The sequence below is a fragment of the Shewanella avicenniae genome (assembly GCF_017354945.1).
Classification (GTDB): Bacteria; Pseudomonadota; Gammaproteobacteria; order Enterobacterales; family Shewanellaceae; genus Shewanella; species Shewanella avicenniae.
In genome coordinates this window covers 175481-199750 of sequence record NZ_CP071503.1, presented here as the reverse complement: position 1 = coordinate 199750, position 24270 = coordinate 175481, and the positions used below count along the sequence as shown (strand labels likewise).

The 24270-nt window shown below is 49.6% G+C and carries 24 protein-coding genes and 1 riboswitch; of the genes, 9 read left to right on the top strand and 15 right to left on the bottom strand.

Annotated features, from left to right (window positions below; all coding sequences use genetic code 11):
- From menE to JYB87_RS00860, 5 genes are all read left to right on the top strand, one after another.
- Positions 1-1440, top strand: a complete 1440-nt coding sequence (menE, locus tag JYB87_RS00880) for an o-succinylbenzoate--CoA ligase (RefSeq protein ID WP_228729919.1) — start codon at positions 1-3, stop codon at positions 1438-1440.
- A gap of 962 nt (positions 1441-2402) precedes the next feature.
- Positions 2403-2882, top strand: coding sequence for a hypothetical protein (locus JYB87_RS00875; protein ID WP_207355048.1), 480 nt, complete (start codon positions 2403-2405; stop codon positions 2880-2882).
- Between the two features lie 175 nt (positions 2883-3057).
- On the top strand, positions 3058-3672 hold the full coding sequence (locus tag JYB87_RS00870) for a hypothetical protein (RefSeq protein ID WP_207355047.1): 615 nt from the start codon (positions 3058-3060) through the stop codon (positions 3670-3672).
- A 54-nt stretch (positions 3673-3726) separates the two neighbouring features.
- Positions 3727-4623 carry a hypothetical protein gene (locus tag JYB87_RS00865; RefSeq protein ID WP_207355046.1) on the top strand — a complete coding sequence of 299 codons (897 nt, stop codon included), beginning with the start codon at positions 3727-3729 and terminating at the stop codon, positions 4621-4623.
- A gap of 265 nt (positions 4624-4888) precedes the next feature.
- Entirely contained in the window at positions 4889-5596 is a 708-nt protein-coding gene (locus tag JYB87_RS00860) for a hypothetical protein (RefSeq protein ID WP_207355045.1), read from the top strand.
- 545 nt (positions 5597-6141) lie between these two features.
- On the opposite strand, the gene JYB87_RS00855 is transcribed toward JYB87_RS00860, so the two are convergent.
- The 13 genes from JYB87_RS00855 to moaA form a co-directional block, all read right to left on the bottom strand.
- Entirely contained in the window at positions 6142-6780 is a 639-nt protein-coding gene (locus tag JYB87_RS00855; RefSeq protein ID WP_207355044.1) for a chloramphenicol acetyltransferase, read from the bottom strand.
- 114 nt (positions 6781-6894) lie between these two features.
- A complete protein-coding gene (locus JYB87_RS00850) occupies positions 6895-7626 on the bottom strand; it encodes a DUF4197 family protein (RefSeq protein ID WP_207355043.1) in 732 nt (243 codons plus the stop codon).
- Positions 7627-7752: 126 nt separating this feature from the next.
- On the bottom strand, positions 7753-7902 hold the full coding sequence (locus tag JYB87_RS00845; protein ID WP_207355042.1) for a hypothetical protein: 150 nt from the start codon (positions 7900-7902) through the stop codon (positions 7753-7755).
- 416 nt (positions 7903-8318) lie between these two features.
- A complete protein-coding gene (locus tag JYB87_RS00840; protein WP_207355041.1) occupies positions 8319-9008 on the bottom strand; it encodes a TIGR01621 family pseudouridine synthase in 690 nt (229 codons plus the stop codon).
- Positions 9009-9045: 37 nt separating this feature from the next.
- Positions 9046-10308 (bottom strand): sensor histidine kinase, encoded by a 1263-nt coding sequence (locus JYB87_RS00835; RefSeq protein WP_207356562.1) that lies wholly within the window; start codon positions 10306-10308, stop codon positions 9046-9048.
- Positions 10309-10357: 49 nt separating this feature from the next.
- Positions 10358-11035, bottom strand: a complete 678-nt coding sequence (locus tag JYB87_RS00830; protein WP_207355040.1) for a response regulator transcription factor — start codon at positions 11033-11035, stop codon at positions 10358-10360.
- Between the two features lie 255 nt (positions 11036-11290).
- Entirely contained in the window at positions 11291-12448 is a 1158-nt protein-coding gene (locus tag JYB87_RS00825) for an ABC transporter ATP-binding protein (RefSeq protein ID WP_207355039.1), read from the bottom strand.
- Between the two features lie 22 nt (positions 12449-12470).
- Complete coding sequence (gene modB, locus JYB87_RS00820) at positions 12471-13133, bottom strand: molybdate ABC transporter permease subunit (protein WP_207355038.1); 663 nt, start codon at positions 13131-13133, stop codon at positions 12471-12473.
- Complete coding sequence (modA, locus tag JYB87_RS00815; RefSeq protein WP_207355037.1) at positions 13133-13891, bottom strand: molybdate ABC transporter substrate-binding protein; 759 nt, start codon at positions 13889-13891, stop codon at positions 13133-13135. The genes modB and modA overlap by 1 nt, the downstream gene beginning before the upstream one ends.
- Positions 13891-14358: a molybdopterin synthase catalytic subunit MoaE gene (gene moaE, locus JYB87_RS00810; RefSeq protein WP_207355036.1), complete on the bottom strand. Its 468-nt coding sequence runs from the start codon at positions 14356-14358 to the stop codon at positions 13891-13893. Before moaE ends, modA begins: the two co-directional genes overlap by 1 nt.
- A 2-nt stretch (positions 14359-14360) precedes the next feature.
- Positions 14361-14609, bottom strand: a complete 249-nt coding sequence (gene moaD, locus JYB87_RS00805) for a molybdopterin synthase sulfur carrier subunit (RefSeq protein WP_207355035.1) — start codon at positions 14607-14609, stop codon at positions 14361-14363.
- 4 nt (positions 14610-14613) lie between these two features.
- Entirely contained in the window at positions 14614-15045 is a 432-nt protein-coding gene (gene moaC / locus JYB87_RS00800; RefSeq protein WP_407695824.1) for a cyclic pyranopterin monophosphate synthase MoaC, read from the bottom strand.
- A 104-nt stretch (positions 15046-15149) separates the two neighbouring features.
- Positions 15150-16130: a GTP 3',8-cyclase MoaA gene (gene moaA / locus JYB87_RS00795; RefSeq protein WP_207355033.1), complete on the bottom strand. Its 981-nt coding sequence runs from the start codon at positions 16128-16130 to the stop codon at positions 15150-15152.
- A riboswitch (molybdenum cofactor riboswitch) is annotated at positions 16118-16253 on the bottom strand. It overlaps the preceding gene by 13 nt.
- A gap of 206 nt (positions 16254-16459) precedes the next feature.
- Between moaA and JYB87_RS00790 the strand changes: the two genes are divergently transcribed.
- Complete coding sequence (locus tag JYB87_RS00790; protein WP_207355032.1) at positions 16460-18106, top strand: electron transfer flavoprotein-ubiquinone oxidoreductase; 1647 nt, start codon at positions 16460-16462, stop codon at positions 18104-18106.
- 113 nt (positions 18107-18219) lie between these two features.
- A complete protein-coding gene (locus JYB87_RS00785) occupies positions 18220-20193 on the top strand; it encodes a methyl-accepting chemotaxis protein (RefSeq protein ID WP_207355031.1) in 1974 nt (657 codons plus the stop codon).
- 50 nt (positions 20194-20243) lie between these two features.
- Here the strand turns inward: JYB87_RS00785 and JYB87_RS00780 are convergent, their stop codons facing one another.
- Positions 20244-21770 (bottom strand): DUF3612 domain-containing protein, encoded by a 1527-nt coding sequence (locus JYB87_RS00780; RefSeq protein ID WP_207355030.1) that lies wholly within the window; start codon positions 21768-21770, stop codon positions 20244-20246.
- 115 nt (positions 21771-21885) lie between these two features.
- Here JYB87_RS00780 and JYB87_RS00775 point away from each other — a divergent pair, with 115 nt between their 5' ends.
- Positions 21886-22395: an aldolase/citrate lyase/malate synthase family protein gene (locus JYB87_RS00775; RefSeq protein ID WP_207355029.1), complete on the top strand. Its 510-nt coding sequence runs from the start codon at positions 21886-21888 to the stop codon at positions 22393-22395.
- 222 nt (positions 22396-22617) lie between these two features.
- The gene (locus JYB87_RS00770) at positions 22618-23559 is read left to right on the top strand and encodes a YeiH family protein (RefSeq protein WP_207355028.1); all 942 of its coding nucleotides are present in this window, start codon (positions 22618-22620) and stop codon (positions 23557-23559) included.
- 62 nt (positions 23560-23621) lie between these two features.
- Here JYB87_RS00770 and JYB87_RS00765 read toward each other — a convergent pair whose 3' ends face one another.
- Positions 23622-24155, bottom strand: coding sequence for a helix-turn-helix transcriptional regulator (locus JYB87_RS00765; protein ID WP_207355027.1), 534 nt, complete (start codon positions 24153-24155; stop codon positions 23622-23624).
- Between the last annotated feature and the right edge of the window lie 115 nt (positions 24156-24270).

Sequence of the window (24270 nt, the reverse complement as noted above, 5' to 3'; positions counted from 1 at the left end):
TTGTCCGTTTCACCACTGCATCACACCGCTGCCGCCGCGCCCAATGCCATCGCGCTGCGCAGCGGCACCCAAGTCACCAACTACCAACAGCTGTCGCAACAAGTGCTCGCCCTCGGCCAATGGCTGAGCGACCAAGGGCTAAAAGCCGGTGATAAGCTCGGCATCGTCGCCAGTAACTGCGTTGAAATGGTGTTGCTGTATTGGGCCTGCGTGGATCGCGGCCTGCTGTTTTGCCCACTGTCGCCCAAGTTTCCTGATCTGCAATTGCAGGAAATTATGCAGCGCCTCAGTATCAACACGCTGTGGTGCCCAGACGACAATCGAAATACGCTGTGGTCAGCGGATAATTCATTCAAAGTACAGCGCCTATCGCCCAATTTCACTGATTTGGCCGTTAATTCGTTAGCATCACAAAACAATACCATTCCAGATATTGAGATTGATAAGCCAGTCAACCTATTGCTGACCTCAGGTTCATCGGGCGTGCCAAAGGGAGCAGTACATTCGCTCAGCAACCATATCGCGAATGCAGAAGGCAGTTTGCAGCGGATAGCACTCAGCGAAAACGATGGTTGGCTGCTATCGCTGCCACTGTTTCATATCGGTGGACTAGCGATTGTGAATCGCTGTGCCCTCAGTGGTGCAGCCATCATCATGGTTGACGACACACTCCCCCTCAGTGACCAGCTACAGCGTGATCCCATCAGTCATTTGTCGCTTGTAGCTACCCAGTTACAAAGATTATCAGCAGATTCACCAGCAAGCCTAACCAATGTGCGCTGCTTATTACTTGGCGGTGGTGCAATTGGCCGCGAGCTGACCGACGCATTGCAGCAAATGGGGATTCGCGCTTTTACCAGCTATGGCATGACCGAAATGGGTTCGCAAATAACCACCAGTGCCGCGCATATTCCCGGCAGCGGTGAATTGCTGCCTAATCGCGAGCTGTGTATTCGTGACGGCGAGATTTGGGTTAAAGGTGCCACGCTGTTTTTAGGCTATCTGCAAGCGGATGGGAGTTTGGTACGCGATACCGACGCTGACGGCTGGTTTTGCACCAAAGACCGCGGCTACTTTGATGACCACGGCCAACTGCACATACAAGGTCGCAGCGACAACATGTTCATCTGCGGCGGTGAGAACATTCAGCCCGAAGAGGTTGAAGCCGCACTCAAGCTCCACCCGCAAATTCTCGACGCCATCGTATTTGGTGAAGCCAATGACGAGTTTGGCCTATTGCCTTCCGCCATCCTCAAAACTCGTAATGGCAGTTTGCTACCAGAGACAGAACTTACCGAGTTTCTCGCTTCCAAAATCGCCCGCTTTAAACGCCCACGAGTTTACTATCCGTGGCCAAATGGGGATTTTCAGGGCTTGAAAGTACAAAGGAAAAAGGTGATTCAGGCGATAATCACGCAATCGCAATCTTTGAAAAAGTAGCGCTTTAGGCGCTACTTTTGGGTGTTGGTTGGTCGTCAGGTTTTCCACGAATCATCGTGCGGCATTCACATAACTTTTGCAGTTAATTGCCTGCCGCAGGCTTATGCACACGCAGCCTTGTGGCACGCAGCGAGTACAATCCCTGTATGCTCGACGCCAGCATCCATGCTGGCGACGGCCACAAGTCTGCATGTGCAGGGAATTCACGGAGTACACCTGTTAGTTTTGAGTTCGTTTTAATTCTCAATGCAAAGTCATCTTTGCCCCATAACGAGTTTCAGACCAAGCAGGGGGCAGCCAAACTCGTGTCCATTTGACCAAATTTTAGTAATGCTAAGTAGTGGCTACGTTAAAGATGCTCATCTTTAAGCTGGCGAATTCACCATTCAATCTTAAAAAGAACAGGGCACAACATGGTGCCCTTCATAAACCACATAAAATAATTAGTTTTTACAGCCATTTTTATCGCAAGTGATTTTCTCATGGGAATTAACCCAATGTTCGGAGTTCTTCTTGGTATCAGTGCCACAACCAGTCGTCCCTCCTTTTGAGCCACTATGAACGATTCCAGTTGGTGTGAAGCGCCACCGATTCTGTAGACTGCGTTAAACCTCGCTGTGGAGTGGACTTCAATCGATGGCTTAGATTCGCCCTTGGCAACGGGGAACCCAGATGCCATTTCGTGCAATGCCTAAAAGCTGGACGGGCATACAGTCATATTGAAATCATGACTGTTTTTATCCCAACTTCGTGCGCGATTTCACATTTCAATTTGAGAAAATATCATTAAAATCATTTAATTATAAAACCTATGGGTTAGATAATAGGTTTGGGAAACGCGCGTGCGCGTTTTTCCAGATGGTGAATTTAGTAAAATGCTGATATACAAATAGTTAACTGTGCGCGTTTTGACTGGTCCAACAAGATAAATACGCATGCGCACTAATAAGCTGTTACATGCTATGAAAGTATCTGAACTGCAAAATTTATTTATTGAAGAATTAAAAACCCTTCTTCCTAGTTGGAAATTCGTTAAAAGTTACCGCGAGTTTAGAAAAAGCGAAAATGGTGTTATATGGCTTTTCCATATCTCCTGCGTAAATCACACCAGTGATTTTGATGCAGTCGGTGACGTGGCAGTTGAGTTTAAATCGGGTAAGGAGCGTATATGCATAGTTGGCGCAGAACTTGGGAATATAGTAGGAAGTGGGCAGCATAGGTTTCCAGTATCTAATGCCTCAGAAGCAAAATCCTCCGCTAGAGAGCTATTTGAATATTTTAACCAAAAAGGACTGCCATTCCTTGAGCGATTTAGCAATCCAGAGGCGGTTGTAGACACACTTAAACGCGGCGGCAAAGAGGCATTGCTGATAATCCCTCTTTTAGATCAGCACAAAGAACAAATTAAACAAATGAGTAATCGCTATGGCATCGTCATGTAACAAGTCGTTTTTGATCGCCGCTATCGTGGCTGGGACATCCTACGCTGCGCTCCGGATACCCCAAAACTAAGCGTTAGGCCCCCCGAGGATTATGGACATGAAACGAGTTAACGATCTTGGATCCGCCGTTCTACATTGGCTCTGCTTTCAAAGCCTTTGTGGCCGCGGGACGCTCATGTCTGAACATTACCTAAGCCAGCCGATTGGTGAATATTTGCTTCAACATCACTCTGGGCCTCTCGATTCTGAAGTAGACCACCCTAATCTAAATCTTGCGGGGAGACGTGGTCGTCCGCGTCAAATCGATTTCTGCCTTTCTAGCAAAGATAAAAATCGGCTTACAACTGCCTTCGAATTAAAATGGGTAGGCGAGGGACCCTTTGACAAGCAACGGGTAGTCGATGACATGCTAAGGCTTGAGGCACTGCGAAATGCAGAATCCCAGCACGTCTATCGGTATTTCCTTGTAGCGGGTGACGAAACTAGCTTTGCGTGTAACTTCCAAAACTCACAAGCAAACCTGGGTAGTGGCGGCGGTAGAGTTGATTTCTTTTCTGAGTTCCTAGATTTTGTAAATAGCCACGATAAAACAGTCGATGTAACATCTCTGTCCGCTCCGCAACGTGAAGCCTGTGATGAGTTTTCTAGTTACTACCAATCTCCATGTCCACGCCGTTTTGTAACTCAGCGAGTTTATGGAACAACCATGAGTGGATTTAGTGTATACATATGGCGAATTAGGAGTACCAAGCATCGTACAACTTTACCACAGGCACCTACGCAGCCATAAATTTAGCCTAACAATCCAATGCACGCGGAGCCAGCTACGCTAAGAAGGTAGAATATGCCATTTGAAGAATATTCACAGTACTCGGTCAGCAACTTCTCTCATTTAAACAGAAAATTAATGAATGAGAAGGATATACACCGCTATCATTCTCAGTGGATTGAAAAGTACACGCGAGTGTTTAAAGGGAGCAAAGCTAAGACAGTTATTGACTGGGATGTTCGAACAAGCAAGTCTCTGAAAGAAGTTTTTACATCTGCAGCATTTTATATGGAATCGCAATCAGCCAAAAAATCAAACTCATGGTCTGCCTTCTATTTCTTGTCATACTATTCATTGTTTCATGCATTGCTAGCTAACGTGTACTTGCTGCCAGATGAAAAATTGGAGTCATTATCTGAAATCACTCACTCGAAGCTTATTAATGTATTTTATTCGACATTTTCCAATGCTAAGCCATATATAGTGAACGGAAAAATTAAAGAAATGTTTGAAGTTTTAAAGTACGCTAGGGAGTATTACTCGTACCAAATGCCTTTCAATGATTTTCTTTACAATCAAAAAGAAATAAATAGACCAGATATTCGTTTGCCTTACTTTTTGAGGTGTTGTTATCAATTGGCTAGTTTACACTCAGAAATTATCGAAAAGGTATTTCAGAAGCATGGAAAGGTCGTTAGAGGAGCGGCTCAGTTACATCGCTATAAAAAAGAAACGTTTTTACGAGCACATGCTAGGCCGCATCCTGTTACTAATGAATACCTGCTTGATCCATCAGATGAATTTCGTATGAGAGAATTGATTTCAGCTAGCGCGCCAACATCATTTGTAATCAATCTTGAACATTATTGCGATGAGTTTAGGAACTACGTTGGTGATGATGAGGGGCATGACAGCTATCCAGTCGTGTCTCAGCAAGAAATTTTTACCTTTATATATCGCACGCTGGAATGAAGGGCCTAACAAGTGGCAGCAATACGCCACCCTCTGGGTGCCGGACGCCAAAAACGCTGCACTTATTTTGGCGCCGTTGTGCTAGGCGCTATAAGCCGTTTTTACTTTAATGTATTGTCTCATCAGTTATTTTTATATAATATCGAGGCGATTCATATCCATGGGGTAGCATAGTTAGGCCTAATGCGCCATTTTAACTACTTGTAGTTAAAATGGAGAGGCGGGTTCGATTCCCGCCCCCCCACCATCTATATTTGAGGTTGTAATGACCGACTCTGAGATCAAAGAACTCTTCAAGATCCAAAGCAGAAACGTTCGCCATTTGAAAAAAGTGGAGAAAAATCTAACGATGGATATTAATTATCACTTATTAAAAGGTGATGATTTTAAAGTTGGAATAAAAACCAACTTTTATTCTCTTCTTTATAGTTCATTATCTGAAGCGCAATTCCTCCAAATTCTTCATACACCCAATGGTTTTTTATACTCAGAAATACAAAAGGTAAATAAAAAAAGTTCTATCGTAGACAAGTGGAAATGCATGCTTGATATAGCTTTGAGTAAAGTAGGTGACTTCAAAGTTGATAGCAATATTTCGAATAAGAGGAATCATTTGTTAGATATAATTACCACTTATATCGAAAGCCCTCAGACAATTAGAAATAAAATTGCACATGGTCAATGGGTTTGTGCACTAAATTCAAAAAATACAAAAGAAAATACTGCAACAACCACAGCGGTAAAGTCTATAAACGTTGTTGAAATTAGTCGATGGTATACCGTTCATCAATATCTGTGTTTCATCATGCGTGACTTAGTTCAGTCAACCCCGGGGACTTTTAATCAAAGTTTCAATGATAATTACTCGAAACTTGATACTTTTCTGACTGAAAGCGCTTCATGGACATTAACAACAAGAATAAATGATATAAAACGAAAGTATCAGAATAGAAAGGTGCAGCCAGAAGATTAGTGCTTTTCCGGCTTATAATCGGGTAGCCAGAGGTATCTAGCCTCCAGCCCCACACCAAAGAGATTGTCCGATACTTTGGTGATTAGTAAGCATAACAAGCTGTTTATCTGGGCGTTACCCCATAGAAATTTTTATCTGAAACTGACAAGTTAGAGTTAATGCTTTAACTCGAAAATGTCCAAAGCCTACTCACGACTGCAGGCGACACCAGTTCCCCTTCGGCGCTGCGTAGGTGCTTTGGGCAGGCATTGAGCAATCGAGATATGGATATCGAGAAGCGATGGTGAGCGAGGGACCGCGAATCAGAGCGATTTGCGAAAATGGCAAACCAGAAGCGCCGTAGCGTTTAGCGCCGTGGGGCGGCATGGGGTTTGACAAGGGGACGAGGCCGTCCAGTCCCCTTGTCCTCTGGTGTGGAACGAGTAGTTCCACGACGTTAGCAAACGCAGTTTGCAATCGCGTAGCGATAAATCTTTCCAACCGCAGGTTGCCATCACGCAGTGATGCAATTCGTCATAGCGCAGCGATACAACCCCGCAAAAACGTTAGCCAAAAATCTCCGCCAGCCGCGCCATATTGCGCTCAATAGCCTCAGTTAACTTGCCAATATGAATGCCATCAATAAACGCATGGTGCGCTTGCACCGAAAACGGCAGCAGCACTTTGCCCTGCTCCTTTTTGTACTTGCCCCAAGCGATGCGCGTCACGGCATCAAACTTCGCCAAAGTTATCGGATGCGCAATGCTGCTAAAACTGATCCACGGAATCGAGGTGATATAGACAAGGTCGCTGCGTTGTTGCCGTTGCGCATCGATGATGCTGGTTTGCGTGCTGGCTTGGTCACGGCTGTCACTGATAAATTGCTGGAAGTTATCGGTGTTGAGCACGGTGATAATTTTAAATAGCTCATCGTCACCATCCAGTACGGTGAACGAGGGATGGAGGGCATCATGCTTGACCACTCTTTCGTTGTCATAGCGATATTTAAACGCTTCGACGCTATTGACGCAGGCCATCACGTAATAGATTAACGCGTGATAGAACGGCAACTTATGCTGTTTGATATGTTGGTACAGCGGCGTGATATCGAGGTCCAAACAAAGATTAAAAAATGGCGAATCCATATCTTTAAAAAACATGAAATGCTCTTTCCGTTTCCATCTGTCGATATCAACAACTTCCATCTTCTTTCCTAAGTTGATTTAGTCGCAATAGCACCCGCCGATGTACAAAGATTAAAACATAGGGTTTAGCCATCACCAACGCTAATAGCTAAACCCGTGCTCAATTACGTGAGCTTAAGACTGTGGCAGCTGTAATCCTTGACGGATCATCAGTTCCTTTTTGGCCAACTTACGGAACATACCACCCATGGCTTGTTCGGCAACATATTGTGAAAGTTGCTCTTTGGCAACGTTATGCGGTTGCTCGGTCAATTGCTGTGCGCTGGTAACCAACTGCTGTAACTCCGTCGCTGTCGCGCTAAGTTTATCGGCTTGCGCTTTGGCATCCAGTAATTTGCCATATAACTCCACTGCGCCATTCGCATTCAGCTCCTCGGTAATCGCTGGCAATAATGCACTACTGACCAACTCGCCCGCTTGCTGCTGCAAATATTGACTTGCCGCCTTGTTTCCCGCATTGAATACGCCTGTAAGGGTCGGTTCATCCATGTTGGTAATGATGTTTTTCAAAATCGGCCCAGCGACCGGAATAGCATGTTCCGCCGCTTGGTTCATTAAGGTTTCTAATAACTTGGCTTCAGGATTTTGTTGTAACTCGTTGGCAATCCCGGCAATCAAGCCTAGCGGTGGTGGCAACAGGATACGCACTAATGGATCATTCAGATAGCCGCCACCTATGCTGAGCCCTGCGATCACAGCATCGATTCCTTCACCTAACTGTGCGGCAAATTTATCGGCCAACATCTGCTGAAATTTTTGCTGCACGCTGGTACTTAAATCTTCGACCATCGACGCGCAGCCACCCACCACCAGTGACACAGAGAGCACCACGATTTTACCTAACATAGAAATCCTATGAATAAATGAGCACTAAAAAACACCACAAATGTCATTGTAGTGCGTTGAATAATTTGATTTTTAAAGATTTTACTTGCAACGCTTAGCTAAAATTGGCCAGCGCGAACAGGGAGTTCAGGTAAGTTCTAACCCTTTGTGCCAAGCACAGAGGTAGTTGATAGGTCGCCAGTGGTAGGTGGTTACTGCTCGTCGAAGTGGATAGCTCATCGACTGGCTTAACGCCAACATGTTATTTAAGCCGACAACACGATAATGACCGTGCATCTTGAGCGCTCCTGAAGAAAGAGACAATTGAATTGAAACGGCAATGCATACTGGCTATTCGAGCAGTAATCTAGCGCTGCGCTGCGCGGATCTCAAGTGGAAACGGTGCCGACAGACACAATAGCGAGTAAAGGTGCGAATAACTCCGGTGCGTGCTCAGTCTCGATTGACAGATTGCAGAAACAACGTACTTTGCACCGCCGGAAAATCAATGCCTTAGCCCACAATCTGGTTTCGCCTCGACCGAAGCAGGCAATATGCTCAGCATTGATGAACAATGGCAAAAGATCCGCTTGATTCACGAGACTGCCGCTGCAATATGGCAGGACGCCTGAGTTAGCGATAACAGCAGCCCAGCACCTGAGCGCATCGCAGGCTGGGCTTGTCAGTTTTGAGTGAGCAATAAATCAGCCAGCTTAACGATGTGGCCAGTCTAACTCGGCAGGTTGTTGCCACGTCAGCAGTTGCTGGGTGACGGCTTCGGTGGTGAACTGCTCGCCGATGGTCGGTGGGCACAGATACGCAAACCTTTGTCCTTGCCAATCAAACTGCAGCGCGTAGGCATGTAGGTAGCCACGGTCTTGTTCGCTGTCGGCCGGGCCATAGAGTGGATCGCCTAATAACGGCACGCCAATGCTGTTAAGCGCGACGCGCAATTGGTGGGTTTTGCCGCTGAGTGGTTTAAGCAGATACAGGCGTAAACCGGCCGCAACCGATTGGCTAAAAAACTGGGTAATGGCGGGGTTTTCTGTGGTACGCAGCAATTTATACATACCGCGACGCGACTTAGCCATATCGCCCACAATCCAACCCTGCTTTTTCTTCGGCTTACCGGCCGCAAGGGCGAGATAGTATTTTTGGACTTGATGCTGAGTGAACAACTCGGTAAAGCCTGCCGCGGCTGCAGAACTGCGCGCCAACAAGATTAAGCCGGAGGTCATGGTATCGAGCCGATGAACCGCATACAGCTTGGTGCTCAGATCATGTTCAAGCTGCGCCACTAACCCGGCCGAACCATCTTGGCTATGAAAATGCACCCCGGGGGCTTTGTCCACCACGATGAAATCGGCTTCGCTGGCGATAATGCGATAATTTGGGTTGCTCATGGCGTTAGTTTCACTGAATTTGATAATAGCGTCGCCATTATAGTTTAAAGGTGAGTGTCACTCGCAAGCCGGGTTGGTTGTCTGATAGGACAATACTGGCGTGATGGCGCGATAAAATCGCTTTTACCATGGATAACCCAAGGCCACTGCCCTGCTCGTGGCGGCTCGGATCTAACCGCACTAACCGTTCAAACACCCGCTCGCGGGCTTCTTCTGGAATGCCGGGGCCATTGTCGGCAATGGTAATCACATTGTGTTGTTGCTGAATGCTGATCTGGGCGCCCTCGCCCGCATACTTGATGGCATTATCAACCAGATTAAACAATGCTTGAAAGAGTAAGTGTTTGTCGCCTGATATTACACAATCTTCGCTGGTTTCAAGGGTCAACTGTTGTTGCTGCTCTTCCGCCAACGCCTCGGCCATTTCCAGTAGGTCATTACACAGGTCGCGCAAGTGCACCGGTGCTAATTCCAGATCTTGCTGACCTTCCTCGATGCGGGTCAACGCTAACATGGCGTTAAAGGTGGCGAGGCAATGATCCAGTTCGTCGGTCAACTCGCCACAACGCTCTGGCAACTGCTCGGCGGGGTACAGCGGTAACTGCTCAACACCGATGCGCAGATGCGACAGCGGCGTGCGCATATCGTGGGCAATGTTATCGGTGACACCGCGCACCGCATGCAGGTTGTGCTCAAGGGTATCAAGCACACGGTTGAACTGGCTGGCCAACATATCAAATTCGTCATTGCGCTTACTGACCGGCAGCCGAGTATTGTAATAACCCTGCTCAATCCGTTCACTCAGGCGGTTGTAATGCACCAAACGGCGAAGTAAGCCTTTGGAAAACAGGTAGCCGAGCGCAAACGTCAGCAAAATGGTCAACGCCATCGCGGTCAGCGCGATATTGACGAATTTAGAGATCAACGCCGCCAGTTGGTCGGTGCGGGTGGCGATCAGAATCGGCCCATATTGCGTCATCACAATACCGCCGGTGAGAATATGGATCTTCTCGCTACTGCCAACAATAATCGGAAACTCTTTAGTCTGCGGCAGCAGCGGCATATCTTCCGGCATGATGCTGAGTGAGCCGAGTAATTCCAGCCCTGCTTGCCAGGCGATCAGCGCGGTACGGGAATCGGCGGTGCGGATCTGCGCTGCAAACGCACGTCGGTCAACGGTTAACGCCAGTTGCTGATAGCGTTGCGCTTCCGAGATAAGGTGTTGCTCAACTTGCAGTTTTTGCTCAGTGGCCAACTGCCGATAAACCGCGTACAGCAGACTGCCGATGATCAATGTCACCAGTAGTGAAAAAATAATGGTAATGCGCCAGACACTACTTTGATGAGGCTTAATTGCCTTTTCGGAGGCGATATCCAGCTCCTCGAACGGTTTCAATAAGATCTCCGTGGCCCAGTTCCTCAAACTTACGCCGCAGTTTAGCAATATGCACATCAATCACGTTGGTACGTGGATCAAAGTGATAATCCCACACCGCTTCAAACAGCAGGGTGCGGCTTACCACCTGATTGGCATGTTCCATCAGGTATTTCAGCAGCAAAAACTCTTTCGGTTGCAGTTGCAGCTCTTGTCCGTTAAGGGTCACCGAACGGGTCAACAATTCCATGCTCAACGGCCCAACATGCATATGGGTATTGGCAGGTACGCTACCGCCACGTTGCATCAGCTTTTCTGCGCGCACCAGCAGCTCTGAGAAAGCAAACGGCTTGGTCATGTAATCATCGCCACCGGCACGCAAGCCTTTTACGCGTTCATCCACATGACTCAAGGCGGAGAGGATTAACACCGGCGTTTGGTTGCCAGTGGCACGCAGGGCCGCTAACAGCTTTAAGCCATCGAGTTGTGGCAGCATGCGGTCGAGAATAATGAGATCAAACGGATGACTGGTCGCCAATACCAAGCCGCTTTGGCCATCGGTTGCGGTTTCAATGCCATAACCCTGCTCTTGAAAGCCTTTGGCAATATAGTCGAGGGTGGTGCTGTCGTCTTCTACAAGTAAGATTTTCATCCATCAATCCCATTCAAGCAGCGGCTGACGCCGATGGTCAATATCATAGCCATACTCAGTGACGCACTCACGACAATCGCCACGATTTTACTCGGCAGGTCGGCGTTAAATTGATCAGTATTAATAACCAATAAGTTATTGATCGCTTATTTGGTTAATGATCGCAAAGACAAGTACGGCGAAATTTGCTTCTGGATGGCAGTATAACGAAGTCTGCTTTAAAGCAGCATGGCAGCGAGATTAAGTTTTGATCATCTAATGGCGAAACAGGTGGATCAGTTCCGATTTAAGCGCTACCTCTGTTTGCATTCCTTCTTTAAAACCCAGCTTCTGTGCCAGATTCAATGAGACTTCCGCTTGCAGCGGATGCTTCACCCCTGCCACCGAAGTCGCGATGCGCACCATGTCGCCCATCACTAGCAAGGATTCAATGGTGACGGTTAATTTGTTGAAGCTGCGCGGCAAACGGCCTTGGCTGATGGAGTTAAATCGCACCCCTTGGTTGGGGATCACCCAGCGCAGTTTCATGCCGAGTTGCAGATGACCAGGGTTATCGCAGGCGATACGCTGCTCGCCAAACTGCAACCAAGCGAGTTGATCTTGATTCTCTACCGCGACCACGGTGGCATCAAAGATATTGCGTAACCCCATATGGCGTGCGACTAACTCGTTATGCGGTTTCGCCATGACTGCCAGCGGCGCGCCTTGTTGCAACATGGCGCCTTGGCTGATCAGCACCACCCGGTCAGCCAGCAGCAAGGCTTCATTGATGTCGTGAGTGACCATGATGACCGGAATATTGAGCTTGGCTTTGAGTTGCGCCAATTCGATGTAGAGCCGTTCGCGGGTGCCGCGATCGACCGCTGAAAATGGCTCATCAAGCAATAACACTTGTGGATTACGCGCCAACGCGCGCGCCAGTGCCACCCGCTGTTTTTGGCCGCCAGAGAGCTGATGCGGCAACCGATCTGGAAAGCCCTCTAAATTCACCCGCCGCAACCAATCCAGAGCCTGCGCATGACGCGCTTTTTTTGGCAGATGGTCGAGCGCAGCCATCACGTTTTGTTCGGCATTCAAATGCGGAAACAAACCAAAGTGCTGCGGCACATAACCAAGGTGACGTTGCTGCGGCGATAAACAGGTGTTGGCATCACACCAGCGCTGCTCACCACAATAAATCTCGCCATTTTCAGGCCGAGTTAATCCGGCAATCATTCGCAGCAGCGTGGTTTTACCGCCACCTGATGGCCCGACTACCGCCAACAATTCACCCGCAGCGCAACTGAACTCGGCTTGCAGTGGAATCCCTTGGCGTTGATCAACCCGCACCCGCAATGCAGGCGTAGTGGCTGACGTGGCACTCGTGTCATTGATTGGCGTGGCAGTTGTGGCGGCAGTAGTGATTGAAGTCATTTTGCTATCCCTGCTCATCGTCCTAACGACGTAACATTCGGCGCGACATCGCCGAAGTGATTGCCAAGGTCACCATGGCGAACACCACCAGCACCAACGACATTGCGCCCGCGCCATCAAAATCAAACGCTTGCACGCTATCGTAAATCGCAATCGACAGGGTTTTGGTTTCGCCATCAATCGCGCCGCCCATCATCAATACCACGCCAAACTCACCCAATACATGGGAAAAACTCAGCACCAAAGCAGTTAAAATGCCCGGCCAAGCTAACGGCAACTCTACACGCCAAAATATGCGCCAGCGGCTCATGCCACAACAGGCGGCGGCATCGCGAATTTCAGCGGGAATCGCTTCAAAGGCGCGCTGCATCGGCTGCACCGCAAACGGGATATTGACTAGGATTGAGGCGATCACCAGCCCAGAGAAATGAAATACTAACTGCGCGTCAAAATAGCGCTCAAGTAAGCTGCCAATCCAGCTTTCGCGGCCAAGCCCCACCAGCAGGTAATAACCCACAACCGTCGGCGGTAACACCAGCGGGATCATAATCAGCGCTTCTGCCCAAGATTTGCCGTAAAACTGATGGTAAGCCAAGCTGCGACTGAGCCATAACGCCAACGGCAACAGGATGATGACGCTCACTGTTGCCAGTTTGACCGATAGCCACAGCGCCAACCAATCCATCAGCGTTTATCCGGTAGACCAAAACCAAAGTCGCTAAACACCTGACGGGCACGCTCTGATTGCAGATATTGATAGAAATTTTTGGCTTGCTCGGAGGCGCCTTTCATTAGCACCATTCGCTGCGCCAAAGGTGAGTATTCACTTTCGGGAATCGCGAGGTAACGCCCGCGTTGTTTAAACTCTGGCGCCACTGCTAGCGACAAGGCGACAATCCCACCATCGGTGGAACCGCTCATAGCGAACTGGGCTGCTTGCGACACATTCTCGCCAAACACGAGCTTGGGTTGCAGCGATTGCCACAGCCCTTTGTTGGTTAATAACTCTCGGGCTTTCTCGCCGTAGGGGGCATGATCCGGATTGGCTATGGCAAAGCGTTTAATCTTGCCTTGTGACAGCGCTTGTTTCAGGCCATCCAATTGTGGGTCGAGCGCTAAACTCGAATTATTTGAAGCCACCAGCGCCAGTTTACCGTAGGCGTAGATGATGCCGCTGTCGGCGGTTAAGCCCGCTTGCTCAACCAAGGTGACGTACTTTTCATCGGCAGACAGAAACAACTCAAACGGGGCGCCGTGGCTTAACTGGGAGACAAAGTTGCCCGAAGAACCATAAGATACCCGCACCTTAGCGCCAGTATCTTGCTGATAATTTTCAACTATCTGCTGCATTGCGAATTTGATATTGGCTGCGGCGGCAATTCTTGCCTCATCCGCTACCACAGTAAAACTCAACAATCCGCACAACAACAGCAGTAAGCGCATTACTTGTCTCCGTTATTCCATGCCTTGGCCGCTTGCTCGTCTGAGTCACGCGCATCCACCCAATGACGTCCATCTGGGCTGGCTTCTAACTTCCAAAACGGGGCTTTGGTTTTGAGGAAATCGATCAAAAATTCGCACGCCGCAAACGCCGCTTTGCGATGGGCACTGGTCACGCCGATAAACACAATCTGCTCGCCCAGATGCATGGTGCCAACGCGGTGAATAATGGTGACGCAATTCAGCGGCCAACGTTCACGCGCTTCAACGGCGATCTGCTGCAACACGTTCTCAGTCATGCCGGGATAATGTTCTAACGTCAGGTCAGTGACTTCGGCACCATCGTTAAAATCACGCACTTTGCCGACAAAGGTAACCACTGCACCATCGCTATTATCGTTCGCGATGGCAGCGTATTCGGCGGCAACATCAAAATCCTCTGTTTGGACGATGATCTTGTTTGCTTGCATGATTAGCCTCCGGTCACCGGCGGGAAAAAGGCCACTTCGTCACCGTCTTTGATGGTTGCATGCCACTGGCTCATGGTTTGGTTGATGGCCACCAGCAGTTTGTCGGAGTCCAACACTTGCGCCCATTTGTCATTTTGACTGGCAAGGAGAGCACGCAGCTCAGCCGCGGTGGTTAACTCGGCAGAGTCCACTTGCACAGAAGCGGTGCCCAATAATTCGCGTACTTGCGCAAAAAATAAAACGTTAATCATCGACTTATACCTTAAAGTGACCAGACTTGCCGCCGCGCTTTTCAAGCAAACGCACGCCGGTGATGTGCATATCTTTCTGTACCGCTTTACACATATCGTAAATGGTTAACGCGGCCACCGAGGCGGCTGTCAGCGCTTCCATCTCGACACCGGTTTTGCCACTGAGTTTACAAAGGCTAGTGATGCGCACGCGGTTGTGTTCTGGCTGTGCTTCCAGATCCACTTCCACTTTGGTAAGCATTAATGGATGGCACAACGGGATCAGCGCTGAGGTATTTTTAGCAGCCATAATCCCAGCAATACGGGCGGTAGCAAACACATCACCTTTGTGGTGACTGCCACTGACAATCATCTCCAGCGTGGCGGGCGCCATTTCGATAAAAGCTTCAGCGCGGGCTTCACGTTCAGTGACTGATTTATCAGTCACGTCTACCATGTGGGCATTGCCATCAGCATTGATATGGGTAAAAGAGTTAGACATTGAAACAACCTAATTCGAAAAAAGCTGCGGAGGCTGGCGCAAGGAAACGCCAACCACAATTAACCGCCGATTGATGCCAGATGTTGCGTCACACCAGTAAAGCCTTGATGCAGGAAGTGGGTTTCCTTTTTCAAGTGCAGCTGTTGGTGCAAGCGTTCCACCAATTCGTCACGCTGAGTTTCTGATTGCAGCAAATCGCGCAAATCGATGCCCTGTTCAGTGAACAAGCACAGATGCAATTTACCGGTCGCCGAAACCCGCAAACGATTGCAGGTTGCGCAGAAGTTTTGCGCGTACGGCATAATCAGACCGATCCGGCCTTGATAATCGGGGTGGCTAAAGTTTTTCGCTGGGCCATCGTCCACATCAGATTGATCCAACTGCCAACCCTCGGCCATTAGACGTTGTTTGATGCTTTCACCGGCCAGATGGTGCGCTTGGAAATAGTCACGCCCCAAGCCAGTTTCCATCAGTTCAATGAAACGCAGGTCAATTGGCGTGGACTTAATCCAATGCAGAAAACGCGGCAAATCTTTATCGTTCAGATCTTTAAGCAGTACGGCGTTTATTTTTACCCGTTCAAAGCCGGCTTCTAAGGCTGCGTCGATGCCTCGCATCACCTTGTCGAATTTATTTTCGCCAGTGATTTGGTAGAACATCCGTGGGTCGAGGCTGTCAACTGACACATTGATGCGGCGCAGACCTGCGTCATACCACTCTTTGGCATGCTCTTCTAAGCGATAACCGTTGGTGGTGGTGGCAATGGTCTTCACTTGGTCGTTATCAGCGATCAAACGAATGATGTCAGTAAAATCTTTACGCAGGGTGGGTTCACCGCCAGTCACGCGGATTTTTTGCGTGCCAACATCAGCAAACGCGCCAACCAATTGCTCGATTTCACTGAGCGTGAGAAAAGAGGGTTTACCGTTCGGATGATAGCCATCCGGCAAACAGTAACCACATTTGAAATTACATACGTCGGTAACCGACATGCGCAGATAATGAAATCTACGACCAAAATCGTCTTGAAGTTGAGACATGATCACCTTTCCAAACACGGGAGGCGAACTCATTTCTTCACTCGCCCAAGTGGCACTATTGCCACGGCTACCATTCCGTATCTTCTATGACGTAGGAACAATAGCTCGGAGAACCGTCGAGCCACTATTATAGGTGTAAACTAACAGCAACAAAACCCCTAAGCAGATTGTTTTATATTCAGTATTTACTTACTTAAGACAATTCTGTGACTATTATCAACTCTCACGCGCCTAATGCTTTACCACGGTAAAATAGGCCAGAGTGAGCAATAATAACTAGGGTAAGTCAGCGGGCTGCAGGCACCTTCACACTCGATAGAGGTAGAGAAATGGAACGCGAATCAATGGAGTTTGACGTAGTTATCATCGGCGCTGGCCCTGCAGGTTTGGCGGCCGCTTGTCGTTTGATGCAGATAGCCCGTGATAGCGAACATCCCCTATCAGTGTGTGTGGTAGAAAAAGGGGCCGACATCGGCAGTCATATCTTTTCTGGGGCATTACTGGAAACCAGTGCGTTGGATGAACTCTTCAACGATTGGAAAAACATGAATGTGCCACTTGATGCCAAAGTCACCCAAGATGAATTTCATTGGTTAACTACCGACGGCAGCCGCGCGATTCCGCACCGGTTTGTACCTGCGTCGATGGCTAATGAAGGCAACTATATGGTCAGCGCCGGCAATCTATGCCGTTGGTTAGCCGAGCAAGCGGAAACACTGGGGGCGGAAATCTTCCCCGGTTTCGCTGCCAAAGAGTTACTGCTGGATGACGAGCAAGATGCGGTGTGCGGTGTATTGATTGGCGACATGGGGCTGGATAAACAAGGCAAAGAAAAAGACAGCTTTGTAGCCGGCATGGAGCTGCGCGCCAAGTACACCATTTTTGCCGAAGGCAGCCGGGGTCACCTAGGTAAACAGCTGATTAAACACTACCATTTGGATAACGGTAAAAGCCCGCAGCATTACGGCATTGGCTTTAAAGAGGTTTGGCGCATTCCCGCAGAGCAGCATCAAGTGGGTAAAGTGATCCACACCAGCGGTTGGCCGCTCACCCAAGCCACTGGCGGCGGTTTTATCTACCATTTGGATAACCAATTGGTTGCTTTAGGTTTGATTGTTGACCTTAACTACCGCAATCCGCACCTGAGTCCGTTTGATGAGTTTCAGCGCTTCAAAACCCACCCAATGCTCGCCAAGTTGTTGGCTGACGGCGAACGTATCGGCTATGGCGCCCGCGCCATCAGCAAAGGCGGTTTCAATTCCCTACCGAAAATGAGCTTCCCAGGTGGACTCTTGATTGGCTGCGATGCAGGCACCTTGAACTTTGCCAAAATCAAAGGGATTCATACCGCCATGAAAAGCGGCATGTTAGCCGCAGAAACCATCGGCGAAGCACTGATTAAAGGCGTGGAAGGCTGCAAAGACCTGTCCTGCTTTGCCGAACGGATGGAACACAGCTGGTTGCATGAAGAGTTGCACAGTGCGCGCAACTTCGGCCCCGCGCTGCATCGCTTCGGTAATCTGCTCGGCGGCATGTTCAATTACCTCGAACAAAGCTGGTTTGGTGGTAATTTCCCACTAATACTGCGCGATGATAAGCCCGATTATCGCTGCCTCGGTAAAGCGGCGGATTTCAGTAAAATTGATTACCCAGCCCCAGACGGCAAACTGGCCTTTGACCGACTTTCGTCCATCTATCTGTGCAATATCAGTCATGAAGAGGACCAACCAAACCACCTTAAATTGCGCGATAAAACTATTCCCATCACCAGCAATTTGCCGCTGTTTGATGAACCGGCTCAGCGCTACTGCCCAGCGGGCGTGTATGAGGTGGTCAACAGCGGCGATACGCCCAAGTTCGTTATCAACGCGCAAAACTGCATTCACTGCAAAACCTGCGACATTAAAGATCCGGCGCAGAATATCTGTTGGACCCCGCCAGAAGGCGGCAGCGGCCCGAACTACTCAGGCATGTAACCTTTACATTCGTTAAAGGGGCTTTTGATTGCAGCTACCGACAGCTTATGGATAATCCCAAGCTGTCGCCGGACAGGCCGGTGATAAATGGATTCTAGAAGTCGGTTGCTGTTATGTCGTTCATTAAGCTCTCCATCAAGCAGAAATTTATCCTCACCATGGTGCTGGCCGTGTTACTGCCCAGTATCGTCGCAGGCACCTTAGGCCAACGTAGCGCTAGGGAAGTGATTAGCCAACGTATGCTCAACTCTGAGCTGCCTAACCTGCTACTGCAGATCCGCTATCGCATCGAACTCGAAATCGGCGGCTTGTTGCAGGCATCAGAACAACTGGCGAATGACCCACTATTGGGCAGTTGGTTGCAACGTGGTCGTCCCGATGCGGAAGAGCCACTCGTTGAACAGCGACTGCAAGCCTTAGTCAGTCAATATGATTTAGCGCAGGCCTCTTATGCCGACCGTGAAACCGCAGCTTACTACACCCAGAACGGCCTGTTGCGGATCCTGACTCCAGCGCAAGATGGCTGGTTTTTCCGCTACCGAAATAGCGGCCAAGACAAGATGTTGCAGCTGTACACTGAGCCCAAAAGCGGTGACGTAAAGCTGTTTATCAACTATCAGCAAGTCAATGGCCGCGCCTTGGTTGGGCTGGGGAAAAGTCTGAATGATATGGCGAATCTGCTGAGTCGTTTCCAAATCGAACAAAGCGGCCAAGTGTATCTGGTTGATGCCGAGGGTAAGGTACAAATCCATCGCAATAACCAGCTGGTCGGTAATAGCCGCTTGCAACAACTCTACCCCAACAGCGATCTGAGCGGCTTGTTGCAGCAGCAATCACTGGCGATGGTGCACGTCGGCAGCGATAACGACACAGTGTTAGTCGCCAGCAGCTATATGCCTGAGATTGGCTGGTATCTGGTGGCGGAAGTGCCAGAGCAGGAGATTTTTGCGGCGTTGGATAACGCCAGCTGGAAGATTTTTGGCTTGACGCTGAGTGTTTGTGCCCTGTTCATTCTATTGGCCATTTGGGTTGGCGGCTCGATTAGCAAACCGATCAGTGCCGCCGCTACTATGTTTGCTGAACTGGGCCAAGGCGATGGCGATCTGCGTAAACGGTTACCAGAGAATAGCCGCGATGAACTCGGGCTATTAGCTCGCGGCTTTAATCGCTTTGTGGATAAGATTCAGCAGTCGATTCAAAACGTGGCAAACACCAGTGAAAGCTTGAGCATGGCGGCACATATGGCTGACAGCCACGCCCAGCAAACCGTGCTGGATCGGCAACAGCAGCATGATCATGCCGTCACGGTTGCCGCCGCGGTAACCGAAATGGGCGCCACCGTCAACGAAATTGCCAATAACGCAGCCTACGCAGCTGAGGCGGCGCGCGCAGCTAATGAAGACGCCGCCAACGGCCAACAGGTGGTATTACGTGCCCGCCAAGTGATTAATGAGTTGTCTGCCGATGTCGGTAATATGGCAGAAATTATCAATAACTTGTCGGAAAATACCGATGCGATTGGCTCGGTATTAGAGGTGATTCGCAGCATCTCCGAGCAAACGAACCTACTGGCGCTGAATGCCGCCATTGAAGCTGCTCGCGCCGGTGAAGCCGGACGCGGTTTCTCTGTGGTTGCCGATGAGGTACGCGGTTTGGCAACGCGCACCGCCAGCTCCACCGATGAAGTGCAGCAGATGATCAATACTCTGCAGCGCGAAGCAAGCAAAGCGGTGACGGCGATGCAACAAAGCCAGCAGCGCTCTAAGCTCGGTGTTGCCGCTGCGGATGATGTCACCCAAGCGCTGCAACATATCTCTAAGCGGATCGCCCAAATCAGCGATATGAACATGCAGGTGGCCGCGGCCACTGAGCAGCAAAGCGCCACCGTGCATGAAATCAATCATCATCTGACCGATATGAGCGAAGTGAGCAGCCGCAGTGAACTGCGCGCCAATGAAGCTGCCGAAGCCAGCCAAGCGTTGAATCAACTGGCGGACTCACTCAAACAGTTAGTGGGGCAATTTAAGCTAAGTGACAGCATCGCGCTTGAGCAAACACGCTTTAACAAAACAAATCGGCGCAAATAAGCGCCGATTTTTGTAGCTGATGAGTTTATAAAAACTGCTGCACTGGCGTGTTAATCATCCGCCTTGCCGCCTTTACAACCGTCGTAGCAACTTGGAGAGCGCGGACATACCGCGCCGCGGGCACAGATTAAACGCGCCTGCTGTTGTAAGCCGCGCTCTAACCAGTTGATGTTGAGAATACGTGAAATGGTGTGCAGCTTGCGCTTAATCGGCGCCGGAATATCCACTTCACCGCCATTAGCGACACACACCTGCTTCAAGCTGGCGGCCAGTTCTGCAGCATCTTCGCCTTGGGCTTCAATGGCTGGGTTAAGGTCAATCCCAGCACACAACACCCGATTATTTCCGGCAAGATCGCGAACACGAACTGATTCACAGCAGTAGATGCGGGTTTGATTTTCAGTATCCAGCAACGAGATTTGCGCCGCACTGCCATCTTTTGGCTCAGTGATCATGCGAAACACCGACCAGTGCTGACAAGGGTCGGCGACAGTACGCATATTACCCCATGGCAGCGGAATACCGTTGCCGCGATATACCGCCTTGAGTTTGCCCGGCGCATAAGCATCGAAGTAGTGCCAGTGCGGATAAGGCGATACCACGGTCATGCGCCGCATCGCCACCGAGGGTGATACTTGCGCTAACTTGTGCACGCCCACTTCATAGCCTTGGCGATCTAATAGTTGCCGGAATGGCACTTTTGGGCATAACAGCGCCCCGGCAAAGAAACTCGCCTCAAACTCACGCCACGCCTGCAAAATATCTTGGGCGTTCACCGAGCCCGATTGAATAGGCGCTGCATCGGCGGCACTGGCTGAGCCGATACTGAGCACATTGTTATAGCCATCGCTGTTGTGCAGCACGCAGTGACCAATATGCACCCCAAGGTCATACTTCATCCGGGTTGGGCTGGTTTTGAGGATCTCATTCAGCGCCAGCTTGCCCGGCCCTTCAAGATAGGAAGTGATCACCCGCTGACCACTGATGCCATGCGCATCAATCACTGTTTTGGGCGCTTCACTAAACCAACGAATTTTTAACCCCTGCGCTTCGGCAAGGCGCACCAACTCCTCCACCGACAAGGCCAACTGCTTGTTGCCAATATCTTCGGCGGCACGCTCCAAATCAGGGAAATGGTTTTGGTGATATTCCTGATAGGCGCGGATCAACAGCTGGGCGAACTGGCGGCCACTGGTGCCGGTTTGTGACAGCATTTCAGGAATGGCGATCTGCAAAATATCGCCTGAGAACAAAAAGCCCGGCTCCAACACCATGCCATCGAGCCCACCACGGCGCCCTTTTTGCGGCACGATAGCTTCATCGCTCGGCGTATCATCGAGAAACCAATCCAACTCTTTTTGAAAAACCGCGGCAATCACCCGCAGCATATCCACACTTGGCGTGCGTTTGCCGCGTTCGATCATCGACAGATAAGACACCGATGGCGCGTTCTCCGAGTCGAGTCGCACACAACGGGCAGACAGATCTTCCATAGTTAAATGGTTACGTTTCCGTAGGTTACGGATTTTAGTACCGAGAAAATGGGACTTGCGAGTCAGGCTGATTTCGTTGCGCATTTTGTAAAATTCACAATGTAGAATTTTTATTGTGAAATTATAGTAAAAATTTCGATAGTCTACAAAACATCCAATAAGGGATTATCACCACACGGCAACCACGGGAGTAAACAGTATGAGTATTTCATTAAACCATACCGAGTTAAAAACACATCATCCGCGCATTGCTGCCGCAGTGGTCGCGTGTCAGACGTTAACTTTACGCCATATTGCCGACAAATTGCACAACGCGAAGCAATTAATGGATGAACTTTTTCCACTGAGCAAAGGCTCGCATCAAGACGTGAAGGGCTACTTGGTGTACTACCAACACCTGTTGGCTTGTGGCAAAGACGGCACCTTCACCGGCTTGCGTCATCCAAGCCAGTTTGTCGCCCTCAGTGGCCAGCGCGAAAATCCGCAGTCGCTGCTGCTGAAACATGAAACCGGCTGCCACTTAGAACTGTGCTTTGATAGTCAAGGCGACATCGGTGCCAATGATTGCGCTAAGTTGCAGGACGTATTGTTAGAGAACGGCGCCAGCCCTAACAATCAACGTCACTGGATCAGCTTGCTGCATGACCACACCCCACAAGGCATGCAAGCCGATGAGCTTGGCAGCGGGATGCGCTATGCCTTTGGCTAAAGCTCCGGTCTCAGGCGCAAACGTCACATCGACAACGGTCAACTTAGGTTGGCCGTTGCTATTTTTAGCACTGAGTGGTCGCCACGCCTGCCACGAGGAAATCCCTCACCCTAAGATTCAATATTTTTGAATCACTCAATTAAGTTAATTTGATTTTTCTCATTGTCAGACACTTTTTATACTGCCATCCTCAATCGCGAAATTGCCATGAAGGGAAAGAGGATGTTGAGCAGTATGTCGTTACAGCCACGCTATCGCAAAACGCTGTTGTTGCTGCTAGGTGTGAGCTGTTTGCTGCCGGTAATCAATTCACCTACTGCGCTGTTATTAGGCTTTATGCTGGCCAATATTGTTGGCATGCCGAGCGATTGGCAAGTGGGCGCAGTGACCAAAAAGCTGCTGTCGTTTTCGATTGTTTGCCTCGGGTTCGGCATCCCCTTTGCCGAAGCGGCGACTATCACAATGGCGAATCTGCCGCTGATCCTTGGCTCTATCATTGCCACCCTAGTGATCGGCACGCTACTGAGTAAGCTGTTTAAACTGGAACGTAACACCGGCCACCTGATCGCCTGTGGCACCGCCATTTGTGGTGGCAGCGCGATTGCGGCGGTTGCGCCCGCCATCAACGCCAAAAACGATCAAACAGCGTTAGCACTGGCTTGTGTGTTTGTGCTGAACTCAATCGCCTTGTTTGTGTTTCCGCTGATTGGCCATCTGCTCGCACTGAGCCAACATGATTTTGGGGTGTGGAGCGCGATTGCGATTCACGATACGTCATCGGTGGTCGGTGCGGCCTCAGCCTACGGTGAAGAAGCGCTAAAGACGGCCACCACGATTAAGCTGGCGCGAGCATTGTGGATTATTCCAGTCGCAGCGTTGAGTGCACTATGGTTTGGCGGCAATGGCAAACTGAAATTGCCGATGTTTATTCTGTACTACTGCATCGCTATCGCGATTACGACCCTGCTACCACAGGGGCAAGCCTTGTATGACGGCATCTTTATGGTCGGCAAACGGCTGTTGATTGTGTGTCTGTTTTTAGTAGGTTGCGGCATCACCATCAGCAAACTTCGCACTCAAGGCAGCAAGCCATTAATCGCAGCGACCCTATTGTGGTTTTGTATTGGCTCGGGATCGCTGTTGGCGGTGGTATCACTGCACTAAGCAGTAGGCAGTAGGCAGCGGCTTAACTCGCCGCTTGCATCCACACAACATAGAGCCACTGCTTATGCAGCCTGCATGCCCTGCTCCGGCACGTCTTGGTTGGCAGGCTGAATAAAATCTTCCATAAACCAAGCACAAAAGCTGTGGCGACCATCCACTTCCGCTTTGGTGTAAATCGACGAGGCTTGCTGGCGTACGGTTTTCTCTTTGGTGTTACGCACCCCCGCAATTTCTCTAAAGCTCAAGCCTTTCAACAAAAGCAGCGCCACTTCTTGTTCGCTACGGGTTAAGCCCCACTGCTCAAACTGCTGTTGTACTGCTTGGGTGTACTCTTCGCGAGCTGCCTTCATGCGGGTTGAGATATTGCCAATGCGGTGATCTGCACGTTTCAGCTTGGTCGCCAACAACCGAATTTTGCGTGTACGGCGCAGCAGATCACTGCTGATGTAAATCGCCCCCAGCCCAGATAATGTCACCAGTAAACTCTCTTGCACTATGTGCCAAGCAGGCACACCCAAGTCGAGATCCGACAGCACATCCAGCAAATTGAGTAGAGTAATGATACTCAGCAAAGTAATCAGCAACCAATCCTTCATTTACAACGCTCCATACAGCAAACACTTTAAAATCAACAAAATAGCCTTATGGTACATATGTACCATAAGCAGCTTTTAGGGACATTTCCCCGACGATCGCGCTAACTGAATGTGT

What these genes read in the sequence shown, in the direction of transcription:
- JYB87_RS00875 (WP_207355048.1), top strand. Translation starts at nt 2,403, where the DNA reads ATGAAAGTATCTGAACTGCAAAATTTATTTATTGAAGAATTAAAAACC.
- JYB87_RS00870 (WP_207355047.1), top strand. Translation starts at nt 3,058, where the DNA reads ATGTCTGAACATTACCTAAGCCAGCCGATTGGTGAATATTTGCTTCAA.
- JYB87_RS00865 (WP_207355046.1), top strand. Translation starts at nt 3,727, where the DNA reads ATGCCATTTGAAGAATATTCACAGTACTCGGTCAGCAACTTCTCTCAT.
- JYB87_RS00860 (WP_207355045.1), top strand. Translation starts at nt 4,889, where the DNA reads ATGACCGACTCTGAGATCAAAGAACTCTTCAAGATCCAAAGCAGAAAC.
- JYB87_RS00855 (WP_207355044.1), bottom strand. Translation starts at nt 6,780, where the DNA reads ATGGAAGTTGTTGATATCGACAGATGGAAACGGAAAGAGCATTTCATG.
- JYB87_RS00850 (WP_207355043.1), bottom strand. Translation starts at nt 7,626, where the DNA reads ATGTTAGGTAAAATCGTGGTGCTCTCTGTGTCACTGGTGGTGGGTGGC.
- JYB87_RS00845 (WP_207355042.1), bottom strand. Translation starts at nt 7,902, where the DNA reads ATGCACGGTCATTATCGTGTTGTCGGCTTAAATAACATGTTGGCGTTA.
- JYB87_RS00840 (WP_207355041.1), bottom strand. Translation starts at nt 9,008, where the DNA reads ATGAGCAACCCAAATTATCGCATTATCGCCAGCGAAGCCGATTTCATC.
- JYB87_RS00830 (WP_207355040.1), bottom strand. Translation starts at nt 11,035, where the DNA reads ATGAAAATCTTACTTGTAGAAGACGACAGCACCACCCTCGACTATATT.
- JYB87_RS00825 (WP_207355039.1), bottom strand. Translation starts at nt 12,448, where the DNA reads ATGACTTCAATCACTACTGCCGCCACAACTGCCACGCCAATCAATGAC.
- modB (WP_207355038.1), bottom strand. Translation starts at nt 13,133, where the DNA reads ATGGATTGGTTGGCGCTGTGGCTATCGGTCAAACTGGCAACAGTGAGC.
- modA (WP_207355037.1), bottom strand. Translation starts at nt 13,891, where the DNA reads ATGCGCTTACTGCTGTTGTTGTGCGGATTGTTGAGTTTTACTGTGGTA.
- moaE (WP_207355036.1), bottom strand. Translation starts at nt 14,358, where the DNA reads ATGCAAGCAAACAAGATCATCGTCCAAACAGAGGATTTTGATGTTGCC.
- moaD (WP_207355035.1), bottom strand. Translation starts at nt 14,609, where the DNA reads ATGATTAACGTTTTATTTTTTGCGCAAGTACGCGAATTATTGGGCACC.
- moaC (WP_407695824.1), bottom strand. Translation starts at nt 15,045, where the DNA reads ATGGTAGACGTGACTGATAAATCAGTCACTGAACGTGAAGCCCGCGCT.
- moaA (WP_207355033.1), bottom strand. Translation starts at nt 16,130, where the DNA reads ATGTCTCAACTTCAAGACGATTTTGGTCGTAGATTTCATTATCTGCGC.
- JYB87_RS00790 (WP_207355032.1), top strand. Translation starts at nt 16,460, where the DNA reads ATGGAACGCGAATCAATGGAGTTTGACGTAGTTATCATCGGCGCTGGC.
- JYB87_RS00785 (WP_207355031.1), top strand. Translation starts at nt 18,220, where the DNA reads ATGTCGTTCATTAAGCTCTCCATCAAGCAGAAATTTATCCTCACCATG.
- JYB87_RS00780 (WP_207355030.1), bottom strand. Translation starts at nt 21,770, where the DNA reads ATGCGCAACGAAATCAGCCTGACTCGCAAGTCCCATTTTCTCGGTACT.
- JYB87_RS00775 (WP_207355029.1), top strand. Translation starts at nt 21,886, where the DNA reads ATGAGTATTTCATTAAACCATACCGAGTTAAAAACACATCATCCGCGC.
- JYB87_RS00770 (WP_207355028.1), top strand. Translation starts at nt 22,618, where the DNA reads ATGTTGAGCAGTATGTCGTTACAGCCACGCTATCGCAAAACGCTGTTG.
- JYB87_RS00765 (WP_207355027.1), bottom strand. Translation starts at nt 24,155, where the DNA reads ATGAAGGATTGGTTGCTGATTACTTTGCTGAGTATCATTACTCTACTC.